General features: G+C 63.3%; 20 protein-coding genes. 13 read left to right on the top strand and 7 right to left on the bottom strand.

Features of this window, described 5'->3' with window-relative positions:
• Position 1 precedes the first annotated feature (1 nt).
• Positions 2 to 1261 (bottom strand): sarcosine oxidase subunit beta, encoded by a 1260-nt coding sequence (locus EN818_RS23225; RefSeq protein WP_095807079.1) that lies wholly within the window; start codon positions 1259 to 1261, stop codon positions 2 to 4.
• 204 nt (positions 1262 to 1465) lie between these two features.
• Between EN818_RS23225 and EN818_RS23220 the strand changes: the two genes are divergently transcribed.
• From EN818_RS23220 to EN818_RS23165, 12 genes are all read left to right on the top strand, one after another.
• Complete coding sequence (locus EN818_RS23220; protein WP_095807080.1) at positions 1466 to 3952, top strand: mechanosensitive ion channel family protein; 2487 nt, start codon at positions 1466 to 1468, stop codon at positions 3950 to 3952.
• Positions 3953 to 4230: 278 nt separating this feature from the next.
• Positions 4231 to 4494 (top strand): hypothetical protein, encoded by a 264-nt coding sequence (locus EN818_RS23215; RefSeq protein ID WP_165350019.1) that lies wholly within the window; start codon positions 4231 to 4233, stop codon positions 4492 to 4494.
• Between the two features lie 250 nt (positions 4495 to 4744).
• Positions 4745 to 6184 carry a UbiA family prenyltransferase gene (locus EN818_RS23210; RefSeq protein ID WP_095807083.1) on the top strand — a complete coding sequence of 480 codons (1440 nt, stop codon included), beginning with the start codon at positions 4745 to 4747 and terminating at the stop codon, positions 6182 to 6184.
• Between the two features lie 2 nt (positions 6185 to 6186).
• Positions 6187 to 7539: an FAD-binding oxidoreductase gene (locus EN818_RS23205; protein WP_135905115.1), complete on the top strand. Its 1353-nt coding sequence runs from the start codon at positions 6187 to 6189 to the stop codon at positions 7537 to 7539.
• 122 nt (positions 7540 to 7661) lie between these two features.
• Positions 7662 to 8111, top strand: a complete 450-nt coding sequence (locus EN818_RS23200) for an EamA family transporter (protein WP_095807085.1) — start codon at positions 7662 to 7664, stop codon at positions 8109 to 8111.
• A complete protein-coding gene (locus EN818_RS23195; RefSeq protein ID WP_095807086.1) occupies positions 8108 to 9115 on the top strand; it encodes an NAD(P)-dependent oxidoreductase in 1008 nt (335 codons plus the stop codon). The genes EN818_RS23200 and EN818_RS23195 overlap by 4 nt, the downstream gene beginning before the upstream one ends.
• Before the next feature lie 30 nt (positions 9116 to 9145).
• Positions 9146 to 10618 carry an aspartate aminotransferase family protein gene (locus EN818_RS23190; RefSeq protein ID WP_095807087.1) on the top strand — a complete coding sequence of 491 codons (1473 nt, stop codon included), beginning with the start codon at positions 9146 to 9148 and terminating at the stop codon, positions 10616 to 10618.
• A gap of 8 nt (positions 10619 to 10626) precedes the next feature.
• Positions 10627 to 11862 (top strand): hypothetical protein, encoded by a 1236-nt coding sequence (locus EN818_RS23185; protein ID WP_095807088.1) that lies wholly within the window; start codon positions 10627 to 10629, stop codon positions 11860 to 11862.
• The gene (locus tag EN818_RS23180; RefSeq protein ID WP_129553884.1) at positions 11859 to 12614 is read left to right on the top strand and encodes an FkbM family methyltransferase; all 756 of its coding nucleotides are present in this window, start codon (positions 11859 to 11861) and stop codon (positions 12612 to 12614) included. The genes EN818_RS23185 and EN818_RS23180 overlap by 4 nt, the downstream gene beginning before the upstream one ends.
• A 156-nt stretch (positions 12615 to 12770) precedes the next feature.
• On the top strand, positions 12771 to 15332 hold the full coding sequence (locus EN818_RS23175) for an FAD-dependent oxidoreductase (RefSeq protein WP_135905113.1): 2562 nt from the start codon (positions 12771 to 12773) through the stop codon (positions 15330 to 15332).
• An 86-nt stretch (positions 15333 to 15418) separates the two neighbouring features.
• Entirely contained in the window at positions 15419 to 16267 is an 849-nt protein-coding gene (locus EN818_RS23170; RefSeq protein WP_095807091.1) for a DUF1194 domain-containing protein, read from the top strand.
• Positions 16268 to 16407: 140 nt separating this feature from the next.
• Complete coding sequence (locus EN818_RS23165; protein ID WP_095807092.1) at positions 16408 to 16752, top strand: beta/gamma crystallin-related protein; 345 nt, start codon at positions 16408 to 16410, stop codon at positions 16750 to 16752.
• 21 nt (positions 16753 to 16773) lie between these two features.
• Here the strand turns inward: EN818_RS23165 and EN818_RS23160 are convergent, their stop codons facing one another.
• The 3 genes from EN818_RS23160 to EN818_RS23150 form a co-directional block, all read right to left on the bottom strand.
• Positions 16774 to 17712, bottom strand: a complete 939-nt coding sequence (locus EN818_RS23160; RefSeq protein ID WP_348627032.1) for a GlxA family transcriptional regulator — start codon at positions 17710 to 17712, stop codon at positions 16774 to 16776.
• A 338-nt stretch (positions 17713 to 18050) separates the two neighbouring features.
• Complete coding sequence (locus EN818_RS34365) at positions 18051 to 18185, bottom strand: hypothetical protein (protein WP_095807249.1); 135 nt, start codon at positions 18183 to 18185, stop codon at positions 18051 to 18053.
• 333 nt (positions 18186 to 18518) lie between these two features.
• Positions 18519 to 18704: a hypothetical protein gene (locus tag EN818_RS23150; protein WP_095807094.1), complete on the bottom strand. Its 186-nt coding sequence runs from the start codon at positions 18702 to 18704 to the stop codon at positions 18519 to 18521.
• 213 nt (positions 18705 to 18917) lie between these two features.
• Here EN818_RS23150 and EN818_RS23145 point away from each other — a divergent pair, with 213 nt between their 5' ends.
• Positions 18918 to 19817, top strand: coding sequence for a LysR substrate-binding domain-containing protein (locus EN818_RS23145; RefSeq protein WP_095807095.1), 900 nt, complete (start codon positions 18918 to 18920; stop codon positions 19815 to 19817).
• Position 19818: 1 nt separating this feature from the next.
• Here the strand turns inward: EN818_RS23145 and EN818_RS23140 are convergent, their stop codons facing one another.
• The 3 genes from EN818_RS23140 to EN818_RS23125 form a co-directional block, all read right to left on the bottom strand.
• Positions 19819 to 20784 (bottom strand): alpha/beta hydrolase, encoded by a 966-nt coding sequence (locus EN818_RS23140; RefSeq protein ID WP_095807096.1) that lies wholly within the window; start codon positions 20782 to 20784, stop codon positions 19819 to 19821.
• A 602-nt stretch (positions 20785 to 21386) separates the two neighbouring features.
• Entirely contained in the window at positions 21387 to 23453 is a 2067-nt protein-coding gene (locus EN818_RS23130) for an ASKHA domain-containing protein (protein ID WP_165350020.1), read from the bottom strand.
• 10 nt (positions 23454 to 23463) lie between these two features.
• On the bottom strand, positions 23464 to 24438 hold the full coding sequence (locus EN818_RS23125; protein ID WP_095807098.1) for a methyltetrahydrofolate cobalamin methyltransferase: 975 nt from the start codon (positions 24436 to 24438) through the stop codon (positions 23464 to 23466).
• Positions 24439 to 24460 lie beyond the last annotated feature (22 nt).

Raw genomic sequence — 24460 nt, 5'->3', positions numbered from 1 at the left:
CCTAGTGCAGCCGCGGCGTCGCGCCCTGGCCTTTGTCGTCGATGATCAGGCCGCGATAGAAGCGATCGAGTGTGAAGGGCGCGTTGAACTCGTGCGGCTCATCCTTGGCGATGGTCCAGGCGAAGCACCAGCCAGAGGCCGGGGTGGCCTTGAAGCCGCCATAGCACCAGCCGCAATTGAGATACATGCCGGGCACCGGACCGGTGGTGATGATCGGCGAGCCATCCATCGTCATGTCGCAGACCCCGCCCCAGGAGCGCAGCATGCGTACTCGGGCAAGGCCGGGAAACAGCGCCAGCATCTCGCTCATCACTTCGTCGACGATGGGCAAGCTGCCGCGCTGCGCATAGCTGTTGTAGCCGTCCAGGTCGCCGCCATAGACCAGGCCGCCCTTGTCGGACTGCGAGATGTAGAAATGGCCCATGCCGAAGGTGAGCACGGTGTCGATGATCGGCTTCACCGATTCCGAGACGAAGGCCTGCAGCACATAACTCTCGATCGGCATGTGGGAAATTCCGGCGAGTTGCATGACGCGCCCTGTGCTGCCGGCGACCGCGAGCGCCACCTTCTTGGCGCGGATCTCGCCGCGGCTGGTCATCACGCCGGTGACGCGGTCACCGTCGCGCAGGAAGCCCGTAACCTCGCAGTTCTCGACGATGTCGACACCGCGGCGGTCGGCACCGCGTGCATAGCCCCAGGCGACGGCGTCGTGGCGCGCGGTGCCCGCGCGCGGCTGCATCAGCCCGCCAAGGATCGGAAAACGCGCCGAGCCCGACACGTCCAGAGCCGGGACCAGCCGCTTGATCTGGCCGACGCTCATCAGTTCGGCGTCGACGCCGAGGTGGCGCATGGCATTGCCGCGCCGGGCATAGTCGTCGAGCTGGGCCGGCGTGTGTGCGAGGTTGAGGCAGCCGCGCTGCGAGAACATGACGTTGTAGTTGAGGTCGTGCGACAGGTTTTCCCACATCTTCATCGAGTGTTCGTAGAAGCGGGTGTTCTGCGGCAGCAGATAGTTTGAGCGCACGGCGGTGGTGTTGCGGCCGACATTGCCCGAACCCAGCCAACCCTTTTCCAGCACCGCGACATTGGTGATGCCGTGCTCCTTGGCGAGATAGTAGGCCGTGGACAGGCCATGCCCGCCACCGCCGATAACGATCACGTCATAGGATGCCTTGGGGTCGGGCTTGCGCCATGCGGGTTTCCAATCCTGGTTCCCGGTCAGCGCGTTCTTGAGCAGCGAAAAGGCTGAATATTCCGCCATTCTTCCTGTCGTCCTATTGGTGCGAAGGCGGCAGACTATAGAGCAGGCCGCAGGCGTAAAGCCAAGATTGCGCCATCGCTTTTCGACAGGCCGACGCCACTGCGCCTGGCGGTGCGGAACCGCGACGGCTTGCCGCCCGGTATGGCGGTCTTTATCAAAGGCAGAATTTTCGAAAATTTTCGACCGCGATTCGCCCGTCACCCCATGATCTTCCGACTGCTACGCCTGATCCTGGTCGTCATTGTCGCCGCCGCGGCGCAGCCTTCGCTGGACGCGGTTGCGCAGGCCATCGGGCAGGGGTCGGCGCAGCTCATCGCCGATCAGACCAAGGTCATCAAGGACCTGGCGGCCAAGACCGACGGCCTCGAAAAGAAGGTGAGCGATCCTGACGAGGACGATGCCGGCCTCGTCGATATCCGTCTGCAGCTCGAGGAGATATCGCGGGCAGCCCTGACCAGCGCGCTCGCCTTTCGTCCGCGCCTCAATGATATCAACAGCCGTATCGAGGTGCTGGGGCCGCCGCCGGCGCAGGGGCAGCAGGAACCGGCCATTGTTGCCAATGAGCGCGCCGCGCTGGCGTCCGAGAAGGCCGAGATCAATGCAGTGGTCGCCGGCGCGCAGAACCTGTCGATCCGCGTCAACGGACTGGTCGACAGGATCAGCGTCATGCGCAGCGAACTGTTCCGCAGCGTCCTGACCAAGCGCTACGAACTGACCGATGCGCTGAGTCCCCAGGCTTTTTCCGATGCGCACGAGCAGTTCACCGGGCTTTACAAGGCGGTGGCGTCCTGGCTGAGCTTCGCCATCAAGTTCAAGTTCCAGGCCATGCTTGCGGCGACGCTGATGGCGCTGATGCTCGCGGTTGTGCTTCTGGTCGGCGGCAGGCGGCTGTTCGGACGTGTCTTCGAGCCAAACCCCTCCATCGAAGAGCCGTCCTATCTCAGCCGGCTCTCGGTGGCGTTCTGGTCGACGCTGCTGCCGAGCATGGCGCTGGCGGTCTTTCTCGCCTCGACCGTGTTCTTCTTCAACTACTACAACGTCTTGCGCGGCGACATCGGCCTGTTCCTCAACGCGCTGCTGTCTGTCATCGGCGTGGTGTTCTGCGTCAACCGCCTGACCAACGCGGCCTTGGAGCCGCGCCTGCCGAACTGGCGCCTCATTCCGGTTGAAACCGGCCCGGCCCGCTGGCTGGTCCGGCTGACCACGGCGATGGCCGTGGTCATCGGCTTCAACTATTTCCTCTCGGTCGTCAACGACAAGATGGGCTCGCCGCTGTCGCTGACCATCGCCAGAAGCTTCGTCGCCACCATCGTCGTCGGCATCATCCTGATCCTGATGGGGTTGCTGAGGCCATTCAGGGCCCGTGACGGCTCGTGGCGCCCATGGCCGGCCTGGCTTCGCTTCATCGCCGTCGGGCTCGGCCTGTTCACCATAGCAACGTCGCTGCTCGGCTATATCGGTCTGTCGCTCTTCGTCTCGCTGCAAGTGGTGGTAACCGGCACCGTCCTGATCACAGCCTATATCGGCTTTCTGTCGGCGCGGGCGATCGGGGAGGAGGGCGGTTTCGCCGACACCTCGGTCGGCCGCTGGCTGAGCACCAATTCCAGCTATGAGGATACGGCGCTCGACCAGCTCGGCCTTGTGGTCAGCATCGCCATCAACCTGATGATCGTGCTCATCTTCCTGCCGCTGACCCTGCTGATGTGGGGCTTCCAGCCCGGCGATATCCAGGCCTGGGCCTACAAGCTGGCGACGGGCGTCACGATCGGTTCGGTGACCATTTCCGTGCTCGGCATCCTGACCGGCGTCGTCGTCTTCGTCATCGGCTATTTCCTGACCCGTTGGTTCCAGGGCTGGCTCGACGGCTCGGTGATGGCGCGAGGCAAGGTCGATGCCGGCGTTCGCAACTCGATCCGGCTGGCGGTGGGCTACGCCGGTGTGGCGCTCGCGGCCCTCGTCGGCATTTCAGCGGCGGGAATCGATCTTTCCAACCTTGCCCTGGTTGCCGGAGCGCTGTCGCTCGGTATCGGTTTCGGTCTGCAGAACGTCGTCTCCAACTTCGTCTCCGGCCTGATCCTGCTCGCCGAGCGTCCGTTCAAGGTTGGCGACTGGATCGTTGCTGGCGAGATAAGCGGCACGGTGAAGAGGATCAGCGTGCGCGCTACCGAGATCGAGACGTTCCAGCGGCAATCGGTGATCCTGCCGAACTCCAATCTCATCAACAACGCGGTCGGCAACTGGACGCACCGCAACAAGCTCGGTCGCGTCGAGATCAAGATCGGCGTTGCCTATGGCAGCGACGTCAAGCGCGTCCACGCCCTCCTTCTCGATATCGCGCGCGCCCATCCCATGGTGCTGAAGAATCCCGAGCCTTTCGTGCTGTTCTCCAATTTTGGGGCGGCTGCGCTCGAATTCGAAATCCGTGTGTTCCTTGCCGACGTCTTGAACGGCAGCATCGTGCAGAACGACATCCGCTTCGCCATCTTCGATATCTTCGAAAAGGAGCACATCGAGATCCCGTCGACGCCGCGCGCGGTCGTCGAGCCCACCAAGCACGAGGCATGGCCGATCGACGACGACAAGATCGAGGCCGAGTTTGCCGAGCGGGAGCGGCTGGAGGCTGAAGCGGCTGCCGAGCGGGAGCGTCTCGCGAAGACGAAGCGGAAGGGACGAAAGCCCGATCCCGACTAAAGCGCTTAGCGCTGCGAGATCCTGGCGACGGGCTTTAGGTCTTTGGTATTGTGCATGTCGTTTTCGCAAAACCGCTGCACACTTTTGCGCGGCATGCAGTAGCTGCCGGACATTGGGCGTAAGCCGATACCGGCCCTCATCCAGAGGGCGAAAACCAATTGTGGCATGAATGCGGCATTCAGTTGCGGTTCAGCTTGCATCTCATATAAGCTCACCAGCAAAGGGCGAGAATGCCTTGCACAATTGAACAGAGGCGGTGGAAACACCGGTATCGCAAAATGTGGAAGTCTGTCGTTGTCGGCATCGCATTTCTGGCCGCGAGTGGCTCGGCTTTCGCGGCGAGCGCGATCAACAGGGACACTCAGACCAGAACGCTGGTGGTGACCGAAGGAGGTGCCAAGACCGAACTGGCGCTGGCCGCCGGCGAGACGGTGGAGTTCTGTCCGAATGGCTGTTTCGTGACCTTGCCCAATGGCGACCTTGAAGCCTTGACCGGTTCGGAAACGGTCGAGATCTCGGGCGGCGTGGCCCGCATCAAGTAACATCGGCAGCATGGCTGGGCAAAGGCCGGGCGGATGCCTGGCCTTTTATCGTTTCTGGTAGCCGCTGCTTAACGATGGCCTCCGAAATACCGCTCGCGCTGTCCGCCACAACCGGGCGTTTAACCTTCGCTACGCCATCCCCCGCTATATCGTTCGCGAAGACGCCGATGCACGGCGCGGGTTTTGAGCGGCGCATGATTCCTTTCCGAAATCGGAATCTCGGGGTCATGCGCTCCAGGCAGGGCAGGAAATGGACGCGAGGTCGGAAAGGAACGCAATACCGCTTGCGGTCGATCTCGACGGCACGCTGATTGCAACGGACCTTCTCTGGGAAGGTCTCTTCATACTTATCAAGAAGAATCCGCTCTATCTTCTGCTGCTGCCGATCTGGCTGACCGGGGGGCCGGCAAGGCTGAAGCAGGAGATCGCTGCCCGCACCGATATCGACGCCGCCTCGCTGCCCTATCGCCGTGAGCTGCTGGAGCGCCTGCTCACCGAGCATGGCGAAGGCCGCAGGATCGTGCTGGCGACGGGAACGCCACGCAAATTCGCTGAAGCGATCGCCTCTCATCTCGGCATCTTCGATCGCGTGCTGGCGACGGATGGTCCGCACAACATGACCTCGGGCAGGAAGTGCGCTTCACTGATTGCGGCCTATGGCGATGGCGGCTTCGACTATGCCGGGAACAGCCGCCACGATCTCAAGGTGTTCGACGCAGCGCGCCGCGCCATCGTCGTGGCCCCGGACCGCAGCGCCCAGCGATGGCAGGCGGCGCATGGCGCCGAGACGGTGCCGACGCCGAGGCCGACTGCGAAGACCTTCGTCAAGATGCTGCGCGTGCATCAGTGGCTGAAGAACGCGCTGATCGCGGTGCCGATGGTGCTTTCGCATGAATATTTCAACGTCAGCATGATCTGGGATTGCGTGCTGGCGTTCGTGTCGTTCAGCGCCGTTGCGTCCGCGATCTATATCGTCAACGATTTCTTCGACCTCGCGCTCGACCGCAAGCACCCCACCAAGCGCAACCGGCCATTCGCCAGCGGCGCGCTGTCGATCCCGTTCGGCCTTGGCGCCATAGGCGTGCTGCTCGCGATCGGTATCGTGGCCGGCTGGCTGCTGCCGATCGAATTCCTCGGGGTGCTCGGCGGTTATATGGTCGTCACCACCGCCTATTCGCTGTCGTTCAAGAGAATGCTGCTGGTCGACGTGCTGACGCTCGCGGGCCTGTATACGATCCGCGTGCTTGCGGGTGCCGCGGCGACCGGCGTCGACGTCTCCTTCTGGCTGCTGGCATTTTCGATCTTCTTCTTCCTGTCGCTGGCGCTGGTGAAGCGCTTCGTCGAACTACGCACCACGGCCATTCCGCCGGGGGAGCGCATCGCTGGCCGCGGTTACCGCACGGAGGACCAGGAGATCGTTGCCCAGGCCGGCATGGCTTCCGCCTTCTCCTCGGCGCTGGTGCTGGCGCTTTACATGGACAGCGTGGCGGTGCGCGAACTCTATCCGCACCCGTGGCTGATGTGGCCGCTGGCGCCGATCGTGCTCTATCTCACCATGCGCGTCTGGATTCTCGCCCGCCGCGACGAGATGCATGACGATCCCGTCGTCTTCATCATCCGGGACTGGCGCAGCCAGATCGTCGTGCTGTTCGGCGCGAGCCTTCTGGTCGCCGGCGGCTGGGGCTGGTGAGGATGGCCGCTGAGCATTTCGGCAGCTTCGGACGGGCGACGCCGTCGGCACCGCGCGCGATTCCCGCCAACGAGGCGATCGCGCTGTTGAAGAGCGGCGCGGCCGAGCCGGGCTCGCTGCTTGGCTATGGCAACGGCCGCTCCTATGGCGACAGCTGCCAGAATCATGCCGGCGCAGTGGTCGACATGCGGCCGCTGAACCGTATTCGCTCCTTCAACGCCGAGACCGGCATCATCGAGGCCGATGCAGGGGTGCTGCTGTGCGAGATTATCGCCCACGCCGCGCCCTACGGCTTCTTTCCGGCCGTGGTCCCCGGCACCCAGTTCGTCACGCTGGGCGGCGCGATCGCAAATGATGTCCATGGCAAGAACCACCATCGGCGCGGCACGTTCGGCTGCCATGTCGAAAGCCTGACGCTGCTCAGGTCCGACGGGCGGACCTATTGCTGCTCCCATACGGACAATGCCCCTCTGTTCCGGGCGACGGTCGGCGGCATGGGGCTCACCGGGGTGATCCTGTCGGCATCGATCCGATTGATGCGGGTGCCCTCACTCGACATCGTCGAGAAGGCGACGCCGTTCCGCAATCTCGGCGAATTCTTCGAGCTTGCCGAAGCGGCAGACCAGGCCAACGAATATGTGGTCGCCTGGATCGACCAGCTTGCCGGCGGCCATGGGCGCGGGCGCGGCCTGCTGTTGACCGGCAACCATGCCGAGCACGGCTCGCATGCCGCTTCGCGGGCAGGCAGCCGCCTTGCAGTGCCGGTGCAGCCGCCGTTCAATGTTCTCAACCGCACGTCCCTGACCTTGTTCAATGCAGCCTATCGATGGAGGAAGGGGCGGTCCTCGACGCCGCGCCAAGCCGGCTACCAAAGCTTTTTCTTCCCGCTTGACGGTGTTCGCGGCTGGAACCGGCTCTATGGGCCGCGCGGCCTGTTCCAGCACCAGAGCGTCGTGCCCGAAGCGAACGCGCGCAGCGCGGTTCGCGCCTTGCTCGAAGCAACGCGGCGAGCCGGGCAGAGCTCCTTCCTCACTGTGCTCAAGCGCTTTGGCGACGGTCGCTCGCCGGGACTGCTGTCATTTCCGAGACCGGGCTACACACTGACGCTGGATTTTCCGAACAGGGGCGAAAGGACGCTGCGGCTGCTCGCGGAACTGGACCGCGTCACAGTCGCGGCGGGCGGAGCCGTCAATCCCTACAAGGATGCACGCATGAGCGCCGAGGCCTTCGCCGCCTCCTTCCCGGAATGGCAGCGGCTGGAGACGCTTCGGGACCCGGGCTTCATGTCGAGCTTCTGGGCTCGGACGGCAAAGAAACTGGATGTGAGCCAAGCGGCAGCGCAAGCCGCAGAATAGATAAAACTTGAATAAATCATGGATAACAAATCGTTAAAACCGCGGTTTACTCAAAAACGTCTTGTGACTTCACGAAGTGTTTGCAGATTTGTAGTAGGACCGCTCAGGGGCGGGTGCAGCGTATGAAATACATAGTCTTTATTCTGTTCACGGTCATGACGAATGCCGCGGCGCAGCTGATGCTGAAGCAAGGCATGATGTCGCTGGGACCGATCTCGTTCGAGGGCGTCAATCCGCTCTTCAAGCTGCTGCAGATCGTCTTCAGTCCGTGGATTTTCCTCGGCCTCTGCACCTTCGTCATCTCGATGGCGTCGCATCTCTATGTATTGTCGAAGGTCGAGCTCAGCTTTGCCTATCCCTTCCTCAGCCTTGCCTATGTCGCCGTGGCGGTCTTCGCCTATTTCGTGTTCCGCGAAGACCTCAATGCCTGGCGCATCGCCGGCATCGCCTGCATCTGCGTCGGCACCGTGCTGATCGCGCAGAGCGGTCGCGATCTGGGCGGGCGAGGGCACGAGCACCAGACGGCTTCCATCATCCCCGACCAGATCGGCACAAACGAGATCGTTCGATGAGACATGTGATTTTCGGCGGCGACGGCTTCGTCGGCCGTCATCTTGCTCCGAAGCTCGCGGCGGACGGCGAGGACGTCGTCGTCGCCGACATCGTCAAGAGCGACCTGTCGCATTATCGCAATGTCCGTTTCGTCACTTGCGACGTGACCGATCCGGCGTCGGTCGCAGCGATTGGCCTCAGCGCCGATGACATGGTCTACAACCTCTCGGCCAAGATGCTGTCGCCGATCCAGGTGCGCGCCAAGCGGCACGATTTCTTCTTTCCGGTGAATTTCCACGGCACCGAGCACATCATCCGGGCGATGGACAAGGCCGGCGCATCGAAACTCGTCCACTATACGACCGACATGATTTACGGCCACACCGTGGTGCTGCCGATGACCGAGGATCATCCGGTGTCGCCGCTTGGCGAATATGGGTGGTCGAAGCTCAAGACCGAGGAACTCGCCGCCGAATGGCGCAAACGCGGCATGTCGATCTCGCTGTTCCGCCCGCGCCTGATCATCGGGCCCGGCCGTCTCGGCATCCTGGAAAAGCTGTTCAAGCTGATCGACTGGCATCTGCCGGTGCCGATGATCGGTTCCGGCAGGAATCCCTACCAGTTCATCTCGGTGTTCGACTGCGCCGAGGCGGCGCGGGCGGCCTGGAAGGCCGGCGTGCCGAACGAGGCCTATAATCTCGGCTCGCTCAATCCGCCGCCGGTCAGGAAGCTGCTCGGCCATCTGATCAAGCATGCCGGTTCGAAGTCGATCCTGCTGCCGACGCCAGGCTGGGCGGTCAAGCGCACGCTGGACCTGCTCGACCTGATGAACATGCCGATCATGGATCCGGAACAGTATCTGATAGCCGATGAGGAATGCGTGCTCGACGTGTCCAAGGCCGAGCGCCAGCTCCGCTGGGTGCCGCAATACCGTGACGAGGACATGCTTATCGCCGCCTACAGCGAATACCGCGCCAAGAAACACGGCCACGCAGTCGCCACCAATCATGTGCCCGCCGAGTAGGACAACGAAGGGCAACGGGAGATTTTCGAGATGACCGTCATGGCCAAGCCGGAACACACTGGCACGCGCGCTCTAGTGGAGGCGCCGGCGCTGGCGCCCGCAGCAATAGCCAAGCCCGACCTGATCAGCGTCGAGCAGGCCAAGGGGATGGATGTCGCCCGCATCACCGACCTGTTCAAGACGCATCTCAATCCGGGCCAGCTGCATTTCATGAAGCTGCTCGGCTTCCACAAGGTCAAGATCGAGCGCGCCGAAGGCATGTTCTACATCGACCAGAACGGCCGCAAGATCCTCGACTTCTTCGGCGGCTTCGGGTCTTTGGCTTTCGGCCACAACCATCCGCGCATCCTGGAGGCACGGAGGAAATTCCAGGAGGAAAAGCGCCAGGAGATCGCCATCGCCTTCATGTCGCAATATGCGGCAGCGCTTGCGCACAATATCGCCAAGTGCTCGCCTGGCGACCTCGACATGGTGTTCCTCGGTTCCTCCGGCTCGGAAGCGATGGAAGCGGCGGTCAAGCTTGCCGAACGCGCCGCAGGCCCGAAGCGGCCGAAGGTCGTCTATGCCGAGAATTCCTTCCACGGCAAGACCAAGGGTGTGCTGGCGATCACCGACGGCCAGCTCTACCGCGCCGACTTCAAGGTGGCCGACAATGTCGTGCGCGTTCCCTTTGGCGACATCGACGCGGTCGAGCGACTGTTCAAGAGCGATCCCGAGATCGGCGTCATCGTGCTCGAGACCATCCAGGGCGGCGGCGGCATCATCCAGGCAGAGGCGCAATATTGGCAGAAGCTGCGCGCGCTCTGCGACCGGTATGGCGTGCTGTGGGTCGCCGACGAGGTCCAGTGCGGCTACGGCCGCTCCGGCCGCTTCTACGCCTTCGAGCATTATGGCGTGGTGCCGGACGTCACGGCGCTGGCGAAGTCGCTCGGCGCCGGCAAGGCCGCGGTTGGCGCCATGATCGCCAAGCGCGATGTTTACATGAAGGCCTACGGGACGCCGAAGACGGCGATGATCCATGCCATGGCGACCTTCGGGGGTATGGGCGAGGCCTGCGTCACCGCGATCGAGGGGCTGAACGTCCTCTATGACGAGGGGCTGATCGACAACGCCGCTGCGACGGGCGAATACCTTTTGCAGCGATTGCAGGCGCTGAAGGAAAAATATCCAAAGATCATCAAGGACGTGCGCGGCAAGGGCTTTATGATCGGGCTCGAGTTCCACGACTTCTCGCAGACCCTGCCGATGGTGCTGCGACCGGTGGTAAGCGTGCTCGACGACAAGCTGAAGGGATCGCTGTCGGGTTTCGTCGGCGCCCTGCTCTTGCGCGACTATGACGTGCTCGTCGCTTTCACCGAATACAATCGCAACGTCATCCGGCTCGAGCCGCCCCTAATCTGCCAGCGCGAGCATGTCGATCGCTTCGTCGACGCCTTCGACAGTCTGCTGTCGCGCGGCATCGTGGCGATCGTGAAGGACTTCGTGAAAAGCCAGGTCCGCTGAGGCAGGCGATGCTGACCCGGCCGCCCGCTGCTCCCGCCAATCCGCTCGAAAGGCTCGCCGGTGCCAGCCTGGCCTGGGGCGAGGGCACCTATGCGCGATTTGCGGCGCCGATCGGGGCGGCAGCTTTCGCGCTCTATATCCTGCTCACCGCAGTGACGGCCTGGATCATGCCTGACGCCAATTGGGATATGCTGCCCTACCTGGCGATCGCCGAGGAACGCACCCACCCCGATCCGCAAGCGCTGCACGACTATGCCTACAGCATGGTCAAGGCCGGCGTGCCGGCCGCCGAGTACCAGGCGCTGATCGAAGATGGTGGCGGCTTCCGCAGCCACATGGCCGAGAACGCCGCCGACTTCCATTCATTGCTGGGCATGTACCGCATCAAGTTCCTCTATGCCGAGATCCTGTCGAGTCTCAGCCATGTCGTTTCGCCCGTCGAGGCGATGCGCCTGGTTCAGGTGCTCTCGGTGCTGCTATTCGGCGCCATCACGCTGCTCTGGCTGCGCGCGCAGGGGGCGCTGGCGCTGGCGCCGGCCGTGGGCGCCATTCTGATCATAGCCGATTTCGGCGACGTGGCGCGGGCCGCGACGCCGGACCTCTTGTGCTCTGCGCTGTTTCTCGGCGGACTGTTTGCCTATCTCAGCAAACGCGAGGCGGCGAGCGCGCTCCTGCTCTTCCTCGCCTTTCTGGCGCGCCCCGACAACATCGTCTTCCTCGCCATCTTCGCCGTGCTGCTCGTCGCTTTCCGGCAGAAGGCATGGGGCGCGCTGGCCGGCTTCGTGGCGTCCTTGATCGCCTATTTCGCCATTTCGCACTGGGCCGAGCATCCCGGCTGGTGGGCGCATCTGTGGTTCTCCAGCATCGAGCAGCACTACAACATGGACGGCTTCGAGCCGCCTTTCTCGGTGGCGGCCTATCTCAAAGCCTTCGCCGCTTCATTGGTTCGTGCGGTCAGCCTCAACAGTTGGGTTGGGGTCTCGGTGCTGGCGCTGGCCGGTTGGTTTGGGCTCGGGCGCGCCGGCTTTCGGCTCGACCGCCGCGCCGGGATCCTGCTTGCAGCGCTCGTGCTCGGCGTGCTGGCGAAGTTCGCAGTCTTCCCGATCCACGATACACGCATCTACTTTCCCAATCTCTTGCCGCCATTCCTTATGCTCGTGGTGCCGCTGACCGGGCTCTGGGCGTCAGCGAGCCAGGGCGGACGCCGCGCCGCGCCGCAGGCAGTCGCCGGAGACAAATCATGAGTTCGGTGTCCAGCCTCGTGCGTGTTCTCCTGTCGCTCGGCCTGCCCACCGGCCTGCTCGATCGCGGACCGGCCCTGCATGGCACGAAGTTCCTGGCCAGCGCGGCGCTCACGGCCCGCTTCGGCGGCGGACGGCCGTTCCAGATGGTCAATGTCGGCGCCTGCGACGGCGCGCTGTTCGACGATGTGACGCCCTGGCTGCGCCGCATTCCCCATGCGCGTGCGCTGCTGGTCGAGCCGATCCCCTACAATCAGAAGCGGCTGCGCGCCAACTATCCCGATGCCGAGCGCTTCGTCATCGAGCCGGTCGCGGTGACCAGGACGAAGGGCACCATCACCGTTCGCACGTTCGACGCGGTCGCGCTCGAGTCGGGCACATTGCCGATCGAGTTCATCGGCTGCTCGTCGGTGACCGACACCAAACTGATGTCCGGCAAAAACGCCTGGGGCGAGGCGGACGCCAACTTCAACAAGTTCGCGCCGCATCTGAAGGACATCGAGGTCCCGTCTGAAACATTGCAGACGCTGCTCGACCGCAACGGCATCACCTATATCGACGCTTTCCTGGTCGATTGCGAAGGCGCTGACTGGATGGTGTTCGATCAGTTGGACCTCACGCGCTACCGCCCCGGCATGATCAAGGTCGAGGTCGGCGCTCTGCCGGCCGCCGAGATCGGTCAGGTTATCGTCAAACTCAAGACCGCCGGCTACCAGGTCGGCTTCCAGGCCGAGGACATCTGGGCCTTCGTTTGAGCCAAAATCTCCTGTGACAGCGGGCCAGCCCGCCGGGTCGCGCCGCACCTTGGCGCGTGTCGCAAACAGGCGGTAGCCCGAGCGTCCTCGTCTGCATATTGTGCGCCATTCGAACCGGCGCCGGCGCGCCTGCTTACCACTTTGGAGTCGCGGGAAATGGCAGAATTTCCGAAAAGGGCGAAGGTCGTCATCGTCGGTCTTGGCGGTATTGTCGGCGCGTCCGTCGCCCATCACCTGATCGAACGCGGCTGGGACGACATTGTCGGCATCGACAAGTCGGGCATACCGACCGACATCGGCTCGACCGCGCACGCTTCCGATTTCTGCTATACGACCAGCCACGATTTCCTGTCTTGCTGGACAACGCTCTATTCGATCGATTTCTACGAGAAGATGGGCCATTACGCGCGCATCGGCGGGCTCGAGGTTGCCCGTGTCGGTGACGACGCCCGCATGGACGAGATCAAGCGCAAGATCGCATCGGCCAAATCCTTCGGCACTCGCGCCCGCCTGATCGAGCCCGCCGAAATCAAGCAGAAATTCCCGCTGATCGAAGAACATATGGTGCAGGGCGGGTTGTGGGATCCCGACGCCGGCCTCGTCATCCCGCGCTCACAAATGGTTGCCGGCAAGCTCGTCGACCAGGGTGTAGCCTCCGGCAAGCTCCAGGCCTTTGCCAATACCTCGGCCAAGGAGCTGATGGTCGAAAACGGTCGCATCAAGGGCGTCGTGACCGAGCGCGGCACCATCGAAGCCGACTATGTCGTGGTCTGCACCGGCATATGGGGCCGCTTGACCGCGGAAATGGTCGGCGAGGACCTGCCGGTCATGCCGATCGACCACCCGCTCACTTTCTTCGGCCCCTACAACGAGTTCGCCGGCACCGGCAAGGAGATCGGCTGGCCGCTGCTGCGCGACCAGGGCAACTCGGCCTATATGCGCGACACCGGCGATCCCAAGACGGCCGAAGGCGGGCAGATCGAGTGGGGCTACTACGAGGAGAACAATCCGCGCCTTTGCCATCCGCGCGACCTGCTCGAGAAGGATCAGGCGCGGCTGTCGCCGTCGCAGCGCGACCTCGACATGGAGCAGATCCTGGCGCCGCTGGAGCGCGCCATGGAGCTGACGCCGATCCTGGGCGAGCTCGGCTACAATGAGGGCCATTCCTTCAACGGCCTGCTGCAGGTGACGACCGACGGCGGCCCGTCCATGGGCGAGAGCCAGAAGGTGAGGGGCCTTTGGTATGCCGTCGCCATCTGGGTCAAGGACGGCCCAGGCATGGGCAAGCTGATCGCCGACTGGATGACCGACGGCAGAACTGAAATCGACCATCACGCCATCGATTATGCGCGCTTCTATCCGCACCAGACGAAGGAACAGTTCATCTGGGATCGCTGCACCGAGACGGCGATGAAGGTCTACAATCCGGCGGTCCATCCGCGCGAGCCGTTCTCCAAGGGGCGCAACATCCGCCGCTCGCCGTTCTGGGAGCGGGAGAAGGAGCTCGGCGGCTATTTCATGGAACTGGGCGGCTGGGAGCGTGCGCACGGCTATGCCGCCAACGAGCATCTCCTCGAAAAATACGGCAACCGCGTGCCGGTGCGCGAGAACGAGTGGGACAACCGCCATTTCTGGCGCGTCTCCAATGCCGAGCATCTGGCGATGAGCGAGGATTGCGGCATCGTCAACCTCTCGCACTTCTCGATGTACGACGTCGAAGGGCCAGACCATGTCGCCCTGCTGGAATGGCTGTGCGCAGCCAAGATCGGCGGCGACAACAATATCGGCAAGGGTATCTACACCCACTTCCTCGACGAGGAAGGCATGGTGCGCGCCGACTTCACCGTCATCCGGATGGCCGACCGCTGCCGGGTGATCGACGGCGCCGACGCCGGGCCACGCGACTTCCGCTACATGCAGCGCACCGCGCAGGACAAAGGCTTCGACGTCACCGTCACCGACGTGACCGAGAAATACGTCACCATCGGTATCTGGGGGCCGAACGCGCGCACGACCCTGCAGAAGGTGGTCGAGGATCCGAATGGGCTGACGCCGGAGAATTTCCCCTTCGCCGCGATCAAGCCGATCCGCATCGGGGGCAAGGACGTGACGGCATTCCGCATCTCCTATGTCGGCGAGCAGGGCTGGGAACTGCATATGCGCTACGAGGACGGTCTGGCCGTCTGGGACGCGCTGCGCTCGACCGGTGTCATGCCGTTCGGCGTCGAGACCTACGCCAACACGCGCCGCATGGAAAAGAGCCTGCGGCTGCAGAACGCCGACCTGTTGACGGAGTACAATCTGCTCGAGGCCGACCTTGCCCGCCCGAAGGTCAAGGAGAACGACTTCTGCGGCAAGGCCAAGCATCTTGAATACCGGGCCCGCGAACACCAGCCGGCAATGCTCTGCACCCTGGTGATGACCGAGAACCTCGATTCCAAGGGCGTTGCTCGCTATCCGGTTGGCACCATGCCGGTGCAGGATCCCGCGACCGGTGAGACTTTGGTCGACGAGCTTGGCCGCCGCTCCTTCACCACTTCCGTCGCCTATGGCCCGACGATCGGCAAGAACATCGCGCTCGCCTATCTGCCCTGGGCCTACTGCCAGGAGGGCCGGAAGTTGCAGGTGGAGTATTTCAGCGAGACCTACCCGGTGGAGGTGGCCGGCGTCGGCTACAAGCCGCTCTACGACCCGGAGAACCTCAAGCCGCGCAGCTGAGCGCTGCAAATGTTCGCGAAAGGGCCCGGTCGCTGCCGGGCCTTTTTTGTTTTGTCCACAGATCGAATATCGCTTACCGTCAAGGCATGTCCGCTTACGGCCGCAGAGGTCACTGGCTTCCGGGCGCTGCCGCGCTGGCGCTGTTCCTGGGCCTGACGGCACGCTCGACCGCGGTCGAGCCGGTCGATGTCGAACTGGTGCTGGCGGTCGATGTATCGCTCTCCATGTCGCCGGATGAACTCGAGATCCAGCGGCACGGCTACGCGGCCGCGCTGACGCACGACAATGTTCTGAAGGCCATCGCGGACGGCACCTATGGCAAGATCGCGGTTACCTATGTCGAGTGGGCCGGCACGACATGGCAGCGCGTCATCGTGCCGTGGACGCCGATCACCAATCGCGCCGACGCCGATCATTTCGTCGCTCAGCTCAATGCGCGGCCGCCCGACAGTGCACGGCGCACGTCGATCTCCGGTGCACTGACCTTCGGTAGCGACCTTTTCGCCGAAAGCGGTTTCCAGGGCACCAAGCGTGTCATCGACGTTTCCGGGGATGGGCCCAACAATCAGGGTGCGCCGGTCAACATCACGCGGGACGAGGTGGTGAAGCAGGGCATCACCATCAACGGACTGCCGCTGATGACGCGAGGCGGCTACGGCGGCGCCTTCGACGTCGACAATCTCGACCGCTACTACAGCGACTGCGTCATCGGGGGAGCGGGCGCCTTCATGATTCCGGTCAATGACTGGACGCAATTTCCAGAGGCTGTACGGCGCAAGCTGGTGCTCGAACTTGCCGGTCCTGCATCGTCGCAATGGGCTGCCGAACAGGCAGCGCGCCCGCCGGTGGTGCTTGCCGACGACAGGCCGGCCGCCGATTGCATGGCCGGCGAGAAAATGTGGCGCAACCGAAGCTGGATGTACGACACCCGCTGACCGTTCCAGCTATCTGTCCCGACGCAGTTGGGGACGGAAAAGCGCTACAGACTTTTCCTGGATTTGCTCTAAGTACCTTACCGTGGCAATGCGCCTGGATCGGCGCCATCGCTCGAAGCGAGCAAACAATGAGGCATGACATGAAACGCCTGTTCATCCTGACCGCAGTTGCGTCGACCATTTTTGCCGGCACTGCGAGCGCCCAATTCTACGGGGAGGCAGCCTGCGTCTTGTTCGAACACGCGAATTTCCGAGGTCGTTCCTTCGAAATGGGCCCCGACGACGCAGTCAATTTCCGTCGCGGCCAGTTCTGGAATGATCGCATCTCCTCGGTGCTGGTGCGCCGCGGTTGCACGCTCGTCGCCTATGAGCACACCGGAATGCGAGGCGGTTCGATCGAGCTCAATCGCAGGGTTCGGGACTTCGGCGGCACCGGCTGGAACGATCGCATCTCGTCGGCCGAGTGCTACTGCGACCGGTACTGAAGCCCACCCACTCTGTGCGGGTCAGGCGGCGAGAAGCTGCTTGCGGTCGACCCGTTCCTGCTGCGGCGAGCGCGCATAGAGCTCGCGATAGCATTTGGAGAAATGCGAGGCCGAGACGAAACCGCAGGCGACAGCCACCTCGACCACCGGCATCGACGACTGGATGAGCAGATGCCTGGCGCGATCGAGCCGGATCTCCAGATAATAGCGGGCCGGGGAACGACCCATCTCGGTGCGGAACAGGCGCTCGATCTGCCGCCGTGACAAATCGACGTGGTCGGCGATCTCAATCAGCGACAGCGGCTCTGAGAGGTTCGCCTCCATCAGTTCGATGATCGTCAGCACCTTCGAGTTCTGAACGCCCAGACGTGCGCGCAGCGGCAGACGCTGGCGATCGGTCGGACTGCGCACGCGGTCGGTCAGAACCTGCTCGCAGACGCGATTGACGAGGCTCTCGTCGAAATCGTCGCCAATCAGCTTCAGCATCATGTCGAGCGCGGCGGTGCCGCCGGCGCAGGTGTAGACGTTCTGGTCGACCTCAAAGAGATCGGCAAAGACATTGGCCTTCGGGAACGCTTCCGAGAAGCCCGGCAGGTTCTCCCAATGGATGGCGCAGCGCTTGTTGGAGAGCAGGCCTGCTGCGGCCAGGATGTGCGCGCCGGTGCAAAGCCCGCCGACGGCGACACCGCGATTGTATTCCTCGCGCAGCCAGGCGAAAGCCGACTTGTTGTAGTACCGCTCGACATTGACGCCGCTGCACACGATGGCCATGTTCGGCCTATCCGCGCCCGACATCTTCTTGCGCTCTTCCTCAAGCGAGGTGTTGACGGCGCATTCGACGCCATTCGAGGCGCGCACCGGCTTGCCGTCAATGCTTGCCAGACGCCAGCTGTAGGCGTCGTAGCCGAGCATCCGGTTGGCCGAGCGCAGCGGATCGAGCGCCGTCGCAAAGGCGATCATCGTGAAGTCGGGGACGAGGAAGAATACAAAAGATCTCTTGATCGGGTGCTTTGCGGCATTCACGGGAAAACCTCACGCGGCCATGACGCGAACAGGATGTCGCGAACAGCATAGCGACATCAGGAAAAACCATTCCTGTCAATCGGGTAGACGGTCTAGCGAAGATTAAATTTGCGACACGGGTCGCAAATGGGCAATCGCCAATGGCGGTTGGCCAGTCGCTACCACCCTAGGTATTCAGAGAAGCTGCGCCATCAAAGCAAAACGCCGCCTCGGTCCAGCCGGGCGGCGTTTTGATCGATCTCAGTGACGGCGGAGCCGCCCGGTCCAAGACTGCCTCAGGCGACGAAGCCGAGGCGGGCAGCGGCCACAGCGCCGGTCTGACCGGGCATGGTCTTGGCAAGACGCTGACGCTCCAGAGCGGTCGTCAGGTTCATTTCGCGGCGGCTGAAAAGGCGGGCAAAAAGCTTCATTGTCATCTCCATTCGGTTGCGCGGACGGGTCGCCTTCGCTTGATGGAGTGGGGCAGCTCGTTTTGCTGGCGTGGATATAGGCGTGCTTCAGCGAAAACAAAATCGCAAAAGCGAAGTGGTTGTTATGAAAAGCGACATCGATTGCGATATCTTTGGGCAATGTGCCTGAAATTTACGATTGTTTACAGCGATTTAATGCCGAAGCAGGATCGTTATGCGAGTGGTTCATATGCGTCATGCAGCGGTTGCATGGCTCTGCGAAACTCGTAGGCACGCAAACAAAAAGGCCTGCCGGACTGGGCGGCAGGCCTTCAATCTTGACTGTTCACTCTTTTACTTCGCTCCGGCCCAGCTTCCGACACCCAGACGCGAGCCGGTCTTGGCATCGGCGGCTTCCGGCCAGCCGATATCCTTCTGCAGTTCGATGGGCAGCGCATGGATGGCGCGTTCGGTCTGGTAGCGGGCGCGGGCGGCGCTGAACTCGGTCGCGAGCCGACCAATGGATAACAGAATGGACATTTCACTCTCCTATGGGTTCGGGGGCAGGGAGGACGCCCCGGCGATGCGTTGGTCTGCTTCAGTTCACATCGATTGCAGGCCCTTTTGATGGTCGGTCCGTGATCACCCTTGGCAGGAGCCTCGATCGATGGAGTTGACTATGCGCCCGAACTGATGTTCAATCAAACGAAATGGGATGATGGTTTGCATCAGAAAAATTGAAGGTGGACCCCCATGAACGCCCCGCTCAATCACCCTTTGCCTTTGCTTGACCTCGATGTGCTGCGCACCTTCGTGGCAATCGCCGAGACCGGCAGCTTCACCACTGCCGCAAACGCCGTTTTCCGCACGCCTTCGGCCGTCTCAATGCAGATCAAGAAGCTGGAGGATATTCTCGGCCGCTCCGTGTTTGCGCGCGACGCGCGCTCGGTGACGCTGACCACGGATGGGGAAATGCTGCTCGGCTACGCCCGGAGGCTTCTGTCGATCAACCGCGAGGTGGTGTCGAAGTTCATCATTCCCGACATTGTCGGCGTGGTGCGGCTTGGCTCGCCGGACGACTATGGCGAGCGTGTGCTGCCGCATGTGTTGAAGCGCTTTGCGCAGTCGCATCCATCGATCGCCGTCGACGTCACCATCGATCAGAGCAGCAATCTGCGCCGCCGCATGGACGACCGCGCGCTCGACATCACGCTGCTCACCAATTCGTACAAGACCAGCGCGCTTGGCGCCGAGGTGCTGCTGACCGAACCCATCGTGTGGGCCGGCGCCAAGGGCGGTTGCGCGCATCTGCGCGAGCCGCTGCCGGTGTCGCTGTGGGAAGAGGGCTGCGCCTGGCGGGCCGGTGCGCTCGAAGCGCTTGGCCGCGAGGGGCGCAACTATCGCGTCGCCTATATGAGCGCCCACACCGCCGGCCAGCGTGCCGCGATCATGGCCGATCTTGCCGTCGCTCCGCTGCCGAAGTCCTTCCTCGGTGACGACATGGTCGAACTCGGCCCGAAGGACGGCATGCCCGATATCGGCACCTACAATCTCGCCATGGTGGTGGCGCCGGACGCCAGTGCGCCGGTGAAGGCCGTCGCGGACCACATCCGCGCGACGTTCGAGCTGTTCCACGAAACCGGCAAGTTCTGATCTATTCGGCCGCCGGTGCGGAACCGTCTGCGAAAATGGCTCTCGTCCCACGCCGCGCCTGGGCAGGGCGGGACACCGGTTCCCTCGTAAGGAAGGCGACGATGCTGTCGCGCGCGCGGCGCGCTTCAGGCATCTCGATCAGCGGCCATACGTGGAACATGCCTTCTTCGTAGACCACGTCGACCTCGACGCCAGCGGCCCGCGCCCGCTCGGCGAAGATCAGGTTGTCGGGGGTGAGCAGGTCGCGCGAGCCGGTCAGCAGCAATGTCTTCGGCAGCACGCAGAGATCGCCGTAGAGCGGGCTGATGTGCCAGTCGGCGCGATCGATGCCGGCGCTGTAGAGCCGGATCGCCTCCAGCCCGCCTGAGATGCCAAGCCAAGGATCGTTGCGTTCCGCCTCGAACACCTCCGGATTGGACAGCGACATGTCGAGTCCGGGCGAAATCAGCACATGGCAAGACGGCAGAGGCAGGCCTTGCTCGGCCGCCATCATGGTGAGCACGACCGCCATGTTGCCACCGGCGGAATCGCCCATGAAGATGATGTCCTCGGCCTTGGTCTCCTCGAGCATCAGCCGATAGACATGGCTCACCATGCCGAACATGGCGTGAAAGTCGTGCTCCGGGGCGATGGGGTAGATCGGCACGGTGATGCCGAAGCCCAGCCGTTCCGCCATTTCGGCGATCAGACCCCAATGGTAGGTCGTGATCTGAAAGACGAAGGCGCCGCCATGCATGTAGAGGATACGCCGGCGCTCGCCGGCCTTGGGCGCGATCTCATAGACCGGAAAGCCGTCGACAACATCTTCAGTGATGTCCAGGCGCGACCTGAGCAAGGCCGGCGGATGATGATCCTCGGTCCTGCGGGCGTAAGCGATCCATCGCTGCAGGTTCTCAGGGCTGGAGAAGGCTTTCTTGCGGCTGTGCCTGAGAACGAACGAGACGAAGTGGCTTTTCAGACTGGGCATGCGGATACACGGACTTCGACGGAGCCGACTAAGAGAACTTCCCCCCGCAATCCGAAGATTGTACCTCAGTTAAAAATGTCAAGGTTCGGGCCACGGCACATCGGCGTGATCCGACGGCGGACACCTTAGCGCCGTGGCAGCAGCGCGGCCCGCAGCTTGTGGTCGCCGGTCGCCGAGGCCACGTTTGGGCCCCGGCGCCTGCCGAGCAGCTTGCATTTGTCGGCGAAGGTCATCAGCGCGCCGTCCCCAGCAGCAACGAATGAAGGACTGCCTGCGGGTCGCTCGGCGGCGACGCCGGCCAGCCAATGTCCTTCTGAACATGAGCAGGCAGGCTGTTCAGAGCGCGGACCGCTTTGCCCCGTGCATGAGCCTGCCTGATGGTGACGCCGAAACGGCTCAGATTATCAAACATCGACATGTTGGTTCCTCCGGAAGGTCGCCGCGGCGCGAAGACATTTCACGCCGGCCTTCGATGGCAGGCTAAATGCGCCTGGCGTGTTTCCGTCGGATTTCGCGAAAACAGCGCGATCGTTTCCGGATCAGTCAATCCGGAAACATTTGCATGCAAATGAAATCTCAGGTCGGAAGGGCCGGCAGCCGGGCTATTCCCGGCCGCGCCGTGCCGCGCGTTCCTCGCGCGAGCGCCTTCGCGGCGTGGCATCGGCGGCGCCATCCTCGCCCACCGTCTTGCGCGGCGGCAGCTTCACCGCAGCTGCCAGCTTCGGGAACGGGTCGACCTTGTTGGGCAGCGCCATGGCATAGACGAAATGCTCCTGGAACTTCGGCTCCAAGGCCGTCTCGATCTTCTCGATCCGGCTCACCGTTTCTTCGATCTCGCGACGGTAGCCGCGATTCAAAAGCGCCATGCGGGCACCGGCGCCGGCGGCATTGCCGACAGCCGAGACCTTGTCCAGGTCGCAATCGGGGATGAGCCCCAACACCATGGCGTATTTCGGATCGATGAAGGAGCCGAACGCGCCCGCGAAATGGATGCGGTCGACATGGGCGGTGTGCTGCTTTTCCATCAAAAGCTTGGTGCCGGCATAGAGCGCCGCCTTGGCAAGCTGGATGGCGCGCACATCGTTTTGGGTGATGGTGATCTTCGGCTCGCCCTCCTTGAGCAGGTAGGAGAAGGTGCGCCCGGTGGCGACGATGCGCGGCGAGCGGGATGAAAGCGAACCGTCGACCACACCGTCTTCCGAAATGATGCCCGACAGATACATCTCGGCAATCACCTCGATGATGCCGGAGCCGCAAATGCCGGTGACGCCGGTCGCCTGGACGCTCTCCGCGAAACCCGGCTGATCCGACCACAATTCCGAACCGATGACGCGGTAGCGGGGTTCCAGCGTGTCGGGGTCGATGCGCACGCGCTCGATGGCGCCCGGTGCCGCCCGCTGACCACCGGAGATTTCCGCGCCCTCGAAGGCGGGTCCGGTTGGGGACGAGGCCGCGACCACGCGGGTCCTGTTGCCGAGCACGATCTCGGCATTCGTGCCGACGTCGACGATCAGCATCATCTCGTCCTGGCGATGCGGGCCTTCCGAAAGCGTGACGGCGGCGGCGTCGGCGCCGACATGGCCGGCGATGCAGGGCAGCATGTAAAGACGCGCGCCCTGGTTCAGTTTCAGGCCGAGATCCGAGGCCTTGATGCGCACGGCACCGGAAACGGCAAGCGCGAAGGGCGCGCCGCCGAGCTCGGTTGGATCGATGCCGAGGAAGAGATGGTGCATGATCGGATTGCCGACGAACACCGCGTCAAGAATGTCATTGCGCTGGACATTGCCTTCCGTGCAGACCTTGTCGACAAGACCGGAAACGGCTTCGCGTACGGCGACCGTCATGCCTTCGCGGCCATCCGGGTTCATCATCACATAGGAGACGCGGCTCATCAGATCCTCACCGAAGCGGATCTGCGGATTGGACGTGCCGGAGGAAGCGGCGACGCGGCCCGACAGCAGCGACACAAGATGCATGGCGATCGTGGTCGAGCCGATGTCGCAGGCGAGACCGTAAGCTTCGTTCTTCAGGCCAGGCCAGAGCGCGATGACGCGCGCGATGTCGCTGTCGGCGTCCTTGTGAATGGCGGCGGTGGCGGTCCAGTTGCCCTTGCGCAGGATGCCCTGCACCTGGGGCATGAGGTAGAAGTCGAACTCGAGGTTCGTAAGGCCCCAGTCCTTCATCAGGGCGATCTTGAGCCGATCGAGATCGCCGAGCGGCTTGTGCATGTCGGGCTCTTCGATCTCGACATAGCACATGCGGATCGCCGTATCGCGGGCGATCACCCTGGTGTCGGCGTCCTTGCGGATGGTCTGGGCGTTGATGACCGTGTCCTGCGGCACGTCGATGACGAGATCGCCGAGGATCTGCGCCGAGCAGGAGAGGCGGCGGCGTTCAGGCAGGCCGCGCACCCGCTCGTAGCGCTCTTCCTTGGCGCCCTTCGACGAGATGTGCTCGTTGGAAGAGACGATCTTGTGCTTGGCGAAATTGCCTTCCTGCACCTCGATCTGGCAGCGCCCGCATGTGGCGCGGCCGCCGCACACGCTTTCGACGTAGACACCGAGCTGGCGCGCGGCATCCAGCACCGGCGTGCCGACCGGAAACCGCCCGCGCTTGCCGGACGGCATGAACAGCACGAGCGGGTCGGTGATATTGGGAGGCGGGTTCACGATTGCGCGCTTATCCCCTGGCCATCCGGGCTTCCCTGCCGCCGCGACGGCGCCCGCCGGCGGCAGCGCCTTCGCCAGGGGCGGTGACCGCGACCGGAGCAGCAACGGCATGGCCACCTTCGGCGGGCTTGTAGTCCTTGTAGGTGCGAATCCAGTTGGTGCAGTTCTCGTCAGTGCCGTTCAGCACATTGGCGCCGCGCACGGCTTCCATTTCCTGCGGACGGACCGGGTTCATGATCGCCGAGGTCATGCCGGCGCCGATCACCATCGGGATGAAGGCGGCGTTGATGCCGTGGCGGTGCGGCAGGCCGAAGGAGATGTTGGAGAGGCCGCAGGTGGTGTTGACCTTGAGCTCCTCGCGAAGGCGGCGCAGCAGCGAGAACACCTGGCGGCCGGCGTCGCCCAACGCGCCGATCGGCATCACCAGCGGATCGACGACGACGTCGTGGGCCGGAATGCCATGGTCGGCGCAGCGCTCGACGATCTTCTTGGCGACGGCGAAGCGGACGTCCGGATCCATCGAAATGCCGGTCTCGTCGTTGGAAATGGCGACGACCGGAACGTTGTATTTCTTGACCAGCGGCAGGATGGCCTCGAGCTTTTCTTCTTCGCCGGTGACCGAGTTGACCAGCGGGCGGCCCTTGGCCACCTTCAGCGCCGCCTCGATCGCGGCGGTCACCGAGGAATCGATCGACAGCGGCAGGTCGACGAGGTTCTGCACGATCTCCAGCGTCTGCACCAGCAGCGCCGGCTCGGTGGCGTTCGGGTCGACGGCGGTGACGCCGGCATTGACGTCGAGCATGGTGGCGCCGCAGGCGGCCTGTTCCAGCGCATCCTTGATGACGGTCTCGAAATTGCCGGCCACCATCTCGGCGGCCAGCTTCTTGCGGCCGGTCGGATTGATACGCTCGCCGATGACGCAGAAGGGCTGGTCGAAGCCGATGACGATCTCTCGGGTCGCCGAGGCGACGATGGTGCGGGTCATGAAATCTCTCCGTCGGGATATA

Origin of the sequence: Mesorhizobium sp. M3A.F.Ca.ET.175.01.1.1 (genome assembly GCF_004791945.1) — a bacterium.
Classification (GTDB): domain Bacteria; phylum Pseudomonadota; class Alphaproteobacteria; order Rhizobiales; family Rhizobiaceae; genus Mesorhizobium.
Note: the sequence above shows the minus strand (reverse complement) of the source record. Positions and strands in the feature narration are given on the sequence as shown.

Bases quoted from the DNA above. Each gene is read 5' to 3' on its own strand.
- EN818_RS34365 (WP_095807249.1), bottom strand. From the start codon at position 18,185: ATGAAGCTTTTTGCCCGCCTTTTCAGCCGCCGCGAAATGAACCTGACG.
- EN818_RS23145 (WP_095807095.1), top strand. From the start codon at position 18,918: ATGAACGCCCCGCTCAATCACCCTTTGCCTTTGCTTGACCTCGATGTG.
- EN818_RS23210 (WP_095807083.1), top strand. From the start codon at position 4,745: ATGGACGCGAGGTCGGAAAGGAACGCAATACCGCTTGCGGTCGATCTC.
- EN818_RS23165 (WP_095807092.1), top strand. From the start codon at position 16,408: ATGAAACGCCTGTTCATCCTGACCGCAGTTGCGTCGACCATTTTTGCC.
- EN818_RS23180 (WP_129553884.1), top strand. From the start codon at position 11,859: ATGAGTTCGGTGTCCAGCCTCGTGCGTGTTCTCCTGTCGCTCGGCCTG.
- EN818_RS23160 (WP_348627032.1), bottom strand. From the start codon at position 17,712: ATGATCGCCTTTGCGACGGCGCTCGATCCGCTGCGCTCGGCCAACCGG.
- EN818_RS23140 (WP_095807096.1), bottom strand. From the start codon at position 20,784: ATGCCCAGTCTGAAAAGCCACTTCGTCTCGTTCGTTCTCAGGCACAGC.
- EN818_RS23205 (WP_135905115.1), top strand. From the start codon at position 6,187: ATGGCCGCTGAGCATTTCGGCAGCTTCGGACGGGCGACGCCGTCGGCA.
- EN818_RS23190 (WP_095807087.1), top strand. From the start codon at position 9,146: ATGACCGTCATGGCCAAGCCGGAACACACTGGCACGCGCGCTCTAGTG.
- EN818_RS23125 (WP_095807098.1), bottom strand. From the start codon at position 24,438: ATGACCCGCACCATCGTCGCCTCGGCGACCCGAGAGATCGTCATCGGC.
- EN818_RS23175 (WP_135905113.1), top strand. From the start codon at position 12,771: ATGGCAGAATTTCCGAAAAGGGCGAAGGTCGTCATCGTCGGTCTTGGC.
- EN818_RS23185 (WP_095807088.1), top strand. From the start codon at position 10,627: ATGCTGACCCGGCCGCCCGCTGCTCCCGCCAATCCGCTCGAAAGGCTC.
- EN818_RS23215 (WP_165350019.1), top strand. From the start codon at position 4,231: ATGTGGAAGTCTGTCGTTGTCGGCATCGCATTTCTGGCCGCGAGTGGC.
- EN818_RS23170 (WP_095807091.1), top strand. From the start codon at position 15,419: ATGTCCGCTTACGGCCGCAGAGGTCACTGGCTTCCGGGCGCTGCCGCG.
- EN818_RS23195 (WP_095807086.1), top strand. From the start codon at position 8,108: ATGAGACATGTGATTTTCGGCGGCGACGGCTTCGTCGGCCGTCATCTT.
- EN818_RS23200 (WP_095807085.1), top strand. From the start codon at position 7,662: ATGAAATACATAGTCTTTATTCTGTTCACGGTCATGACGAATGCCGCG.
- EN818_RS23150 (WP_095807094.1), bottom strand. From the start codon at position 18,704: ATGTCCATTCTGTTATCCATTGGTCGGCTCGCGACCGAGTTCAGCGCC.
- EN818_RS23220 (WP_095807080.1), top strand. From the start codon at position 1,466: ATGATCTTCCGACTGCTACGCCTGATCCTGGTCGTCATTGTCGCCGCC.
- EN818_RS23225 (WP_095807079.1), bottom strand. From the start codon at position 1,261: ATGGCGGAATATTCAGCCTTTTCGCTGCTCAAGAACGCGCTGACCGGG.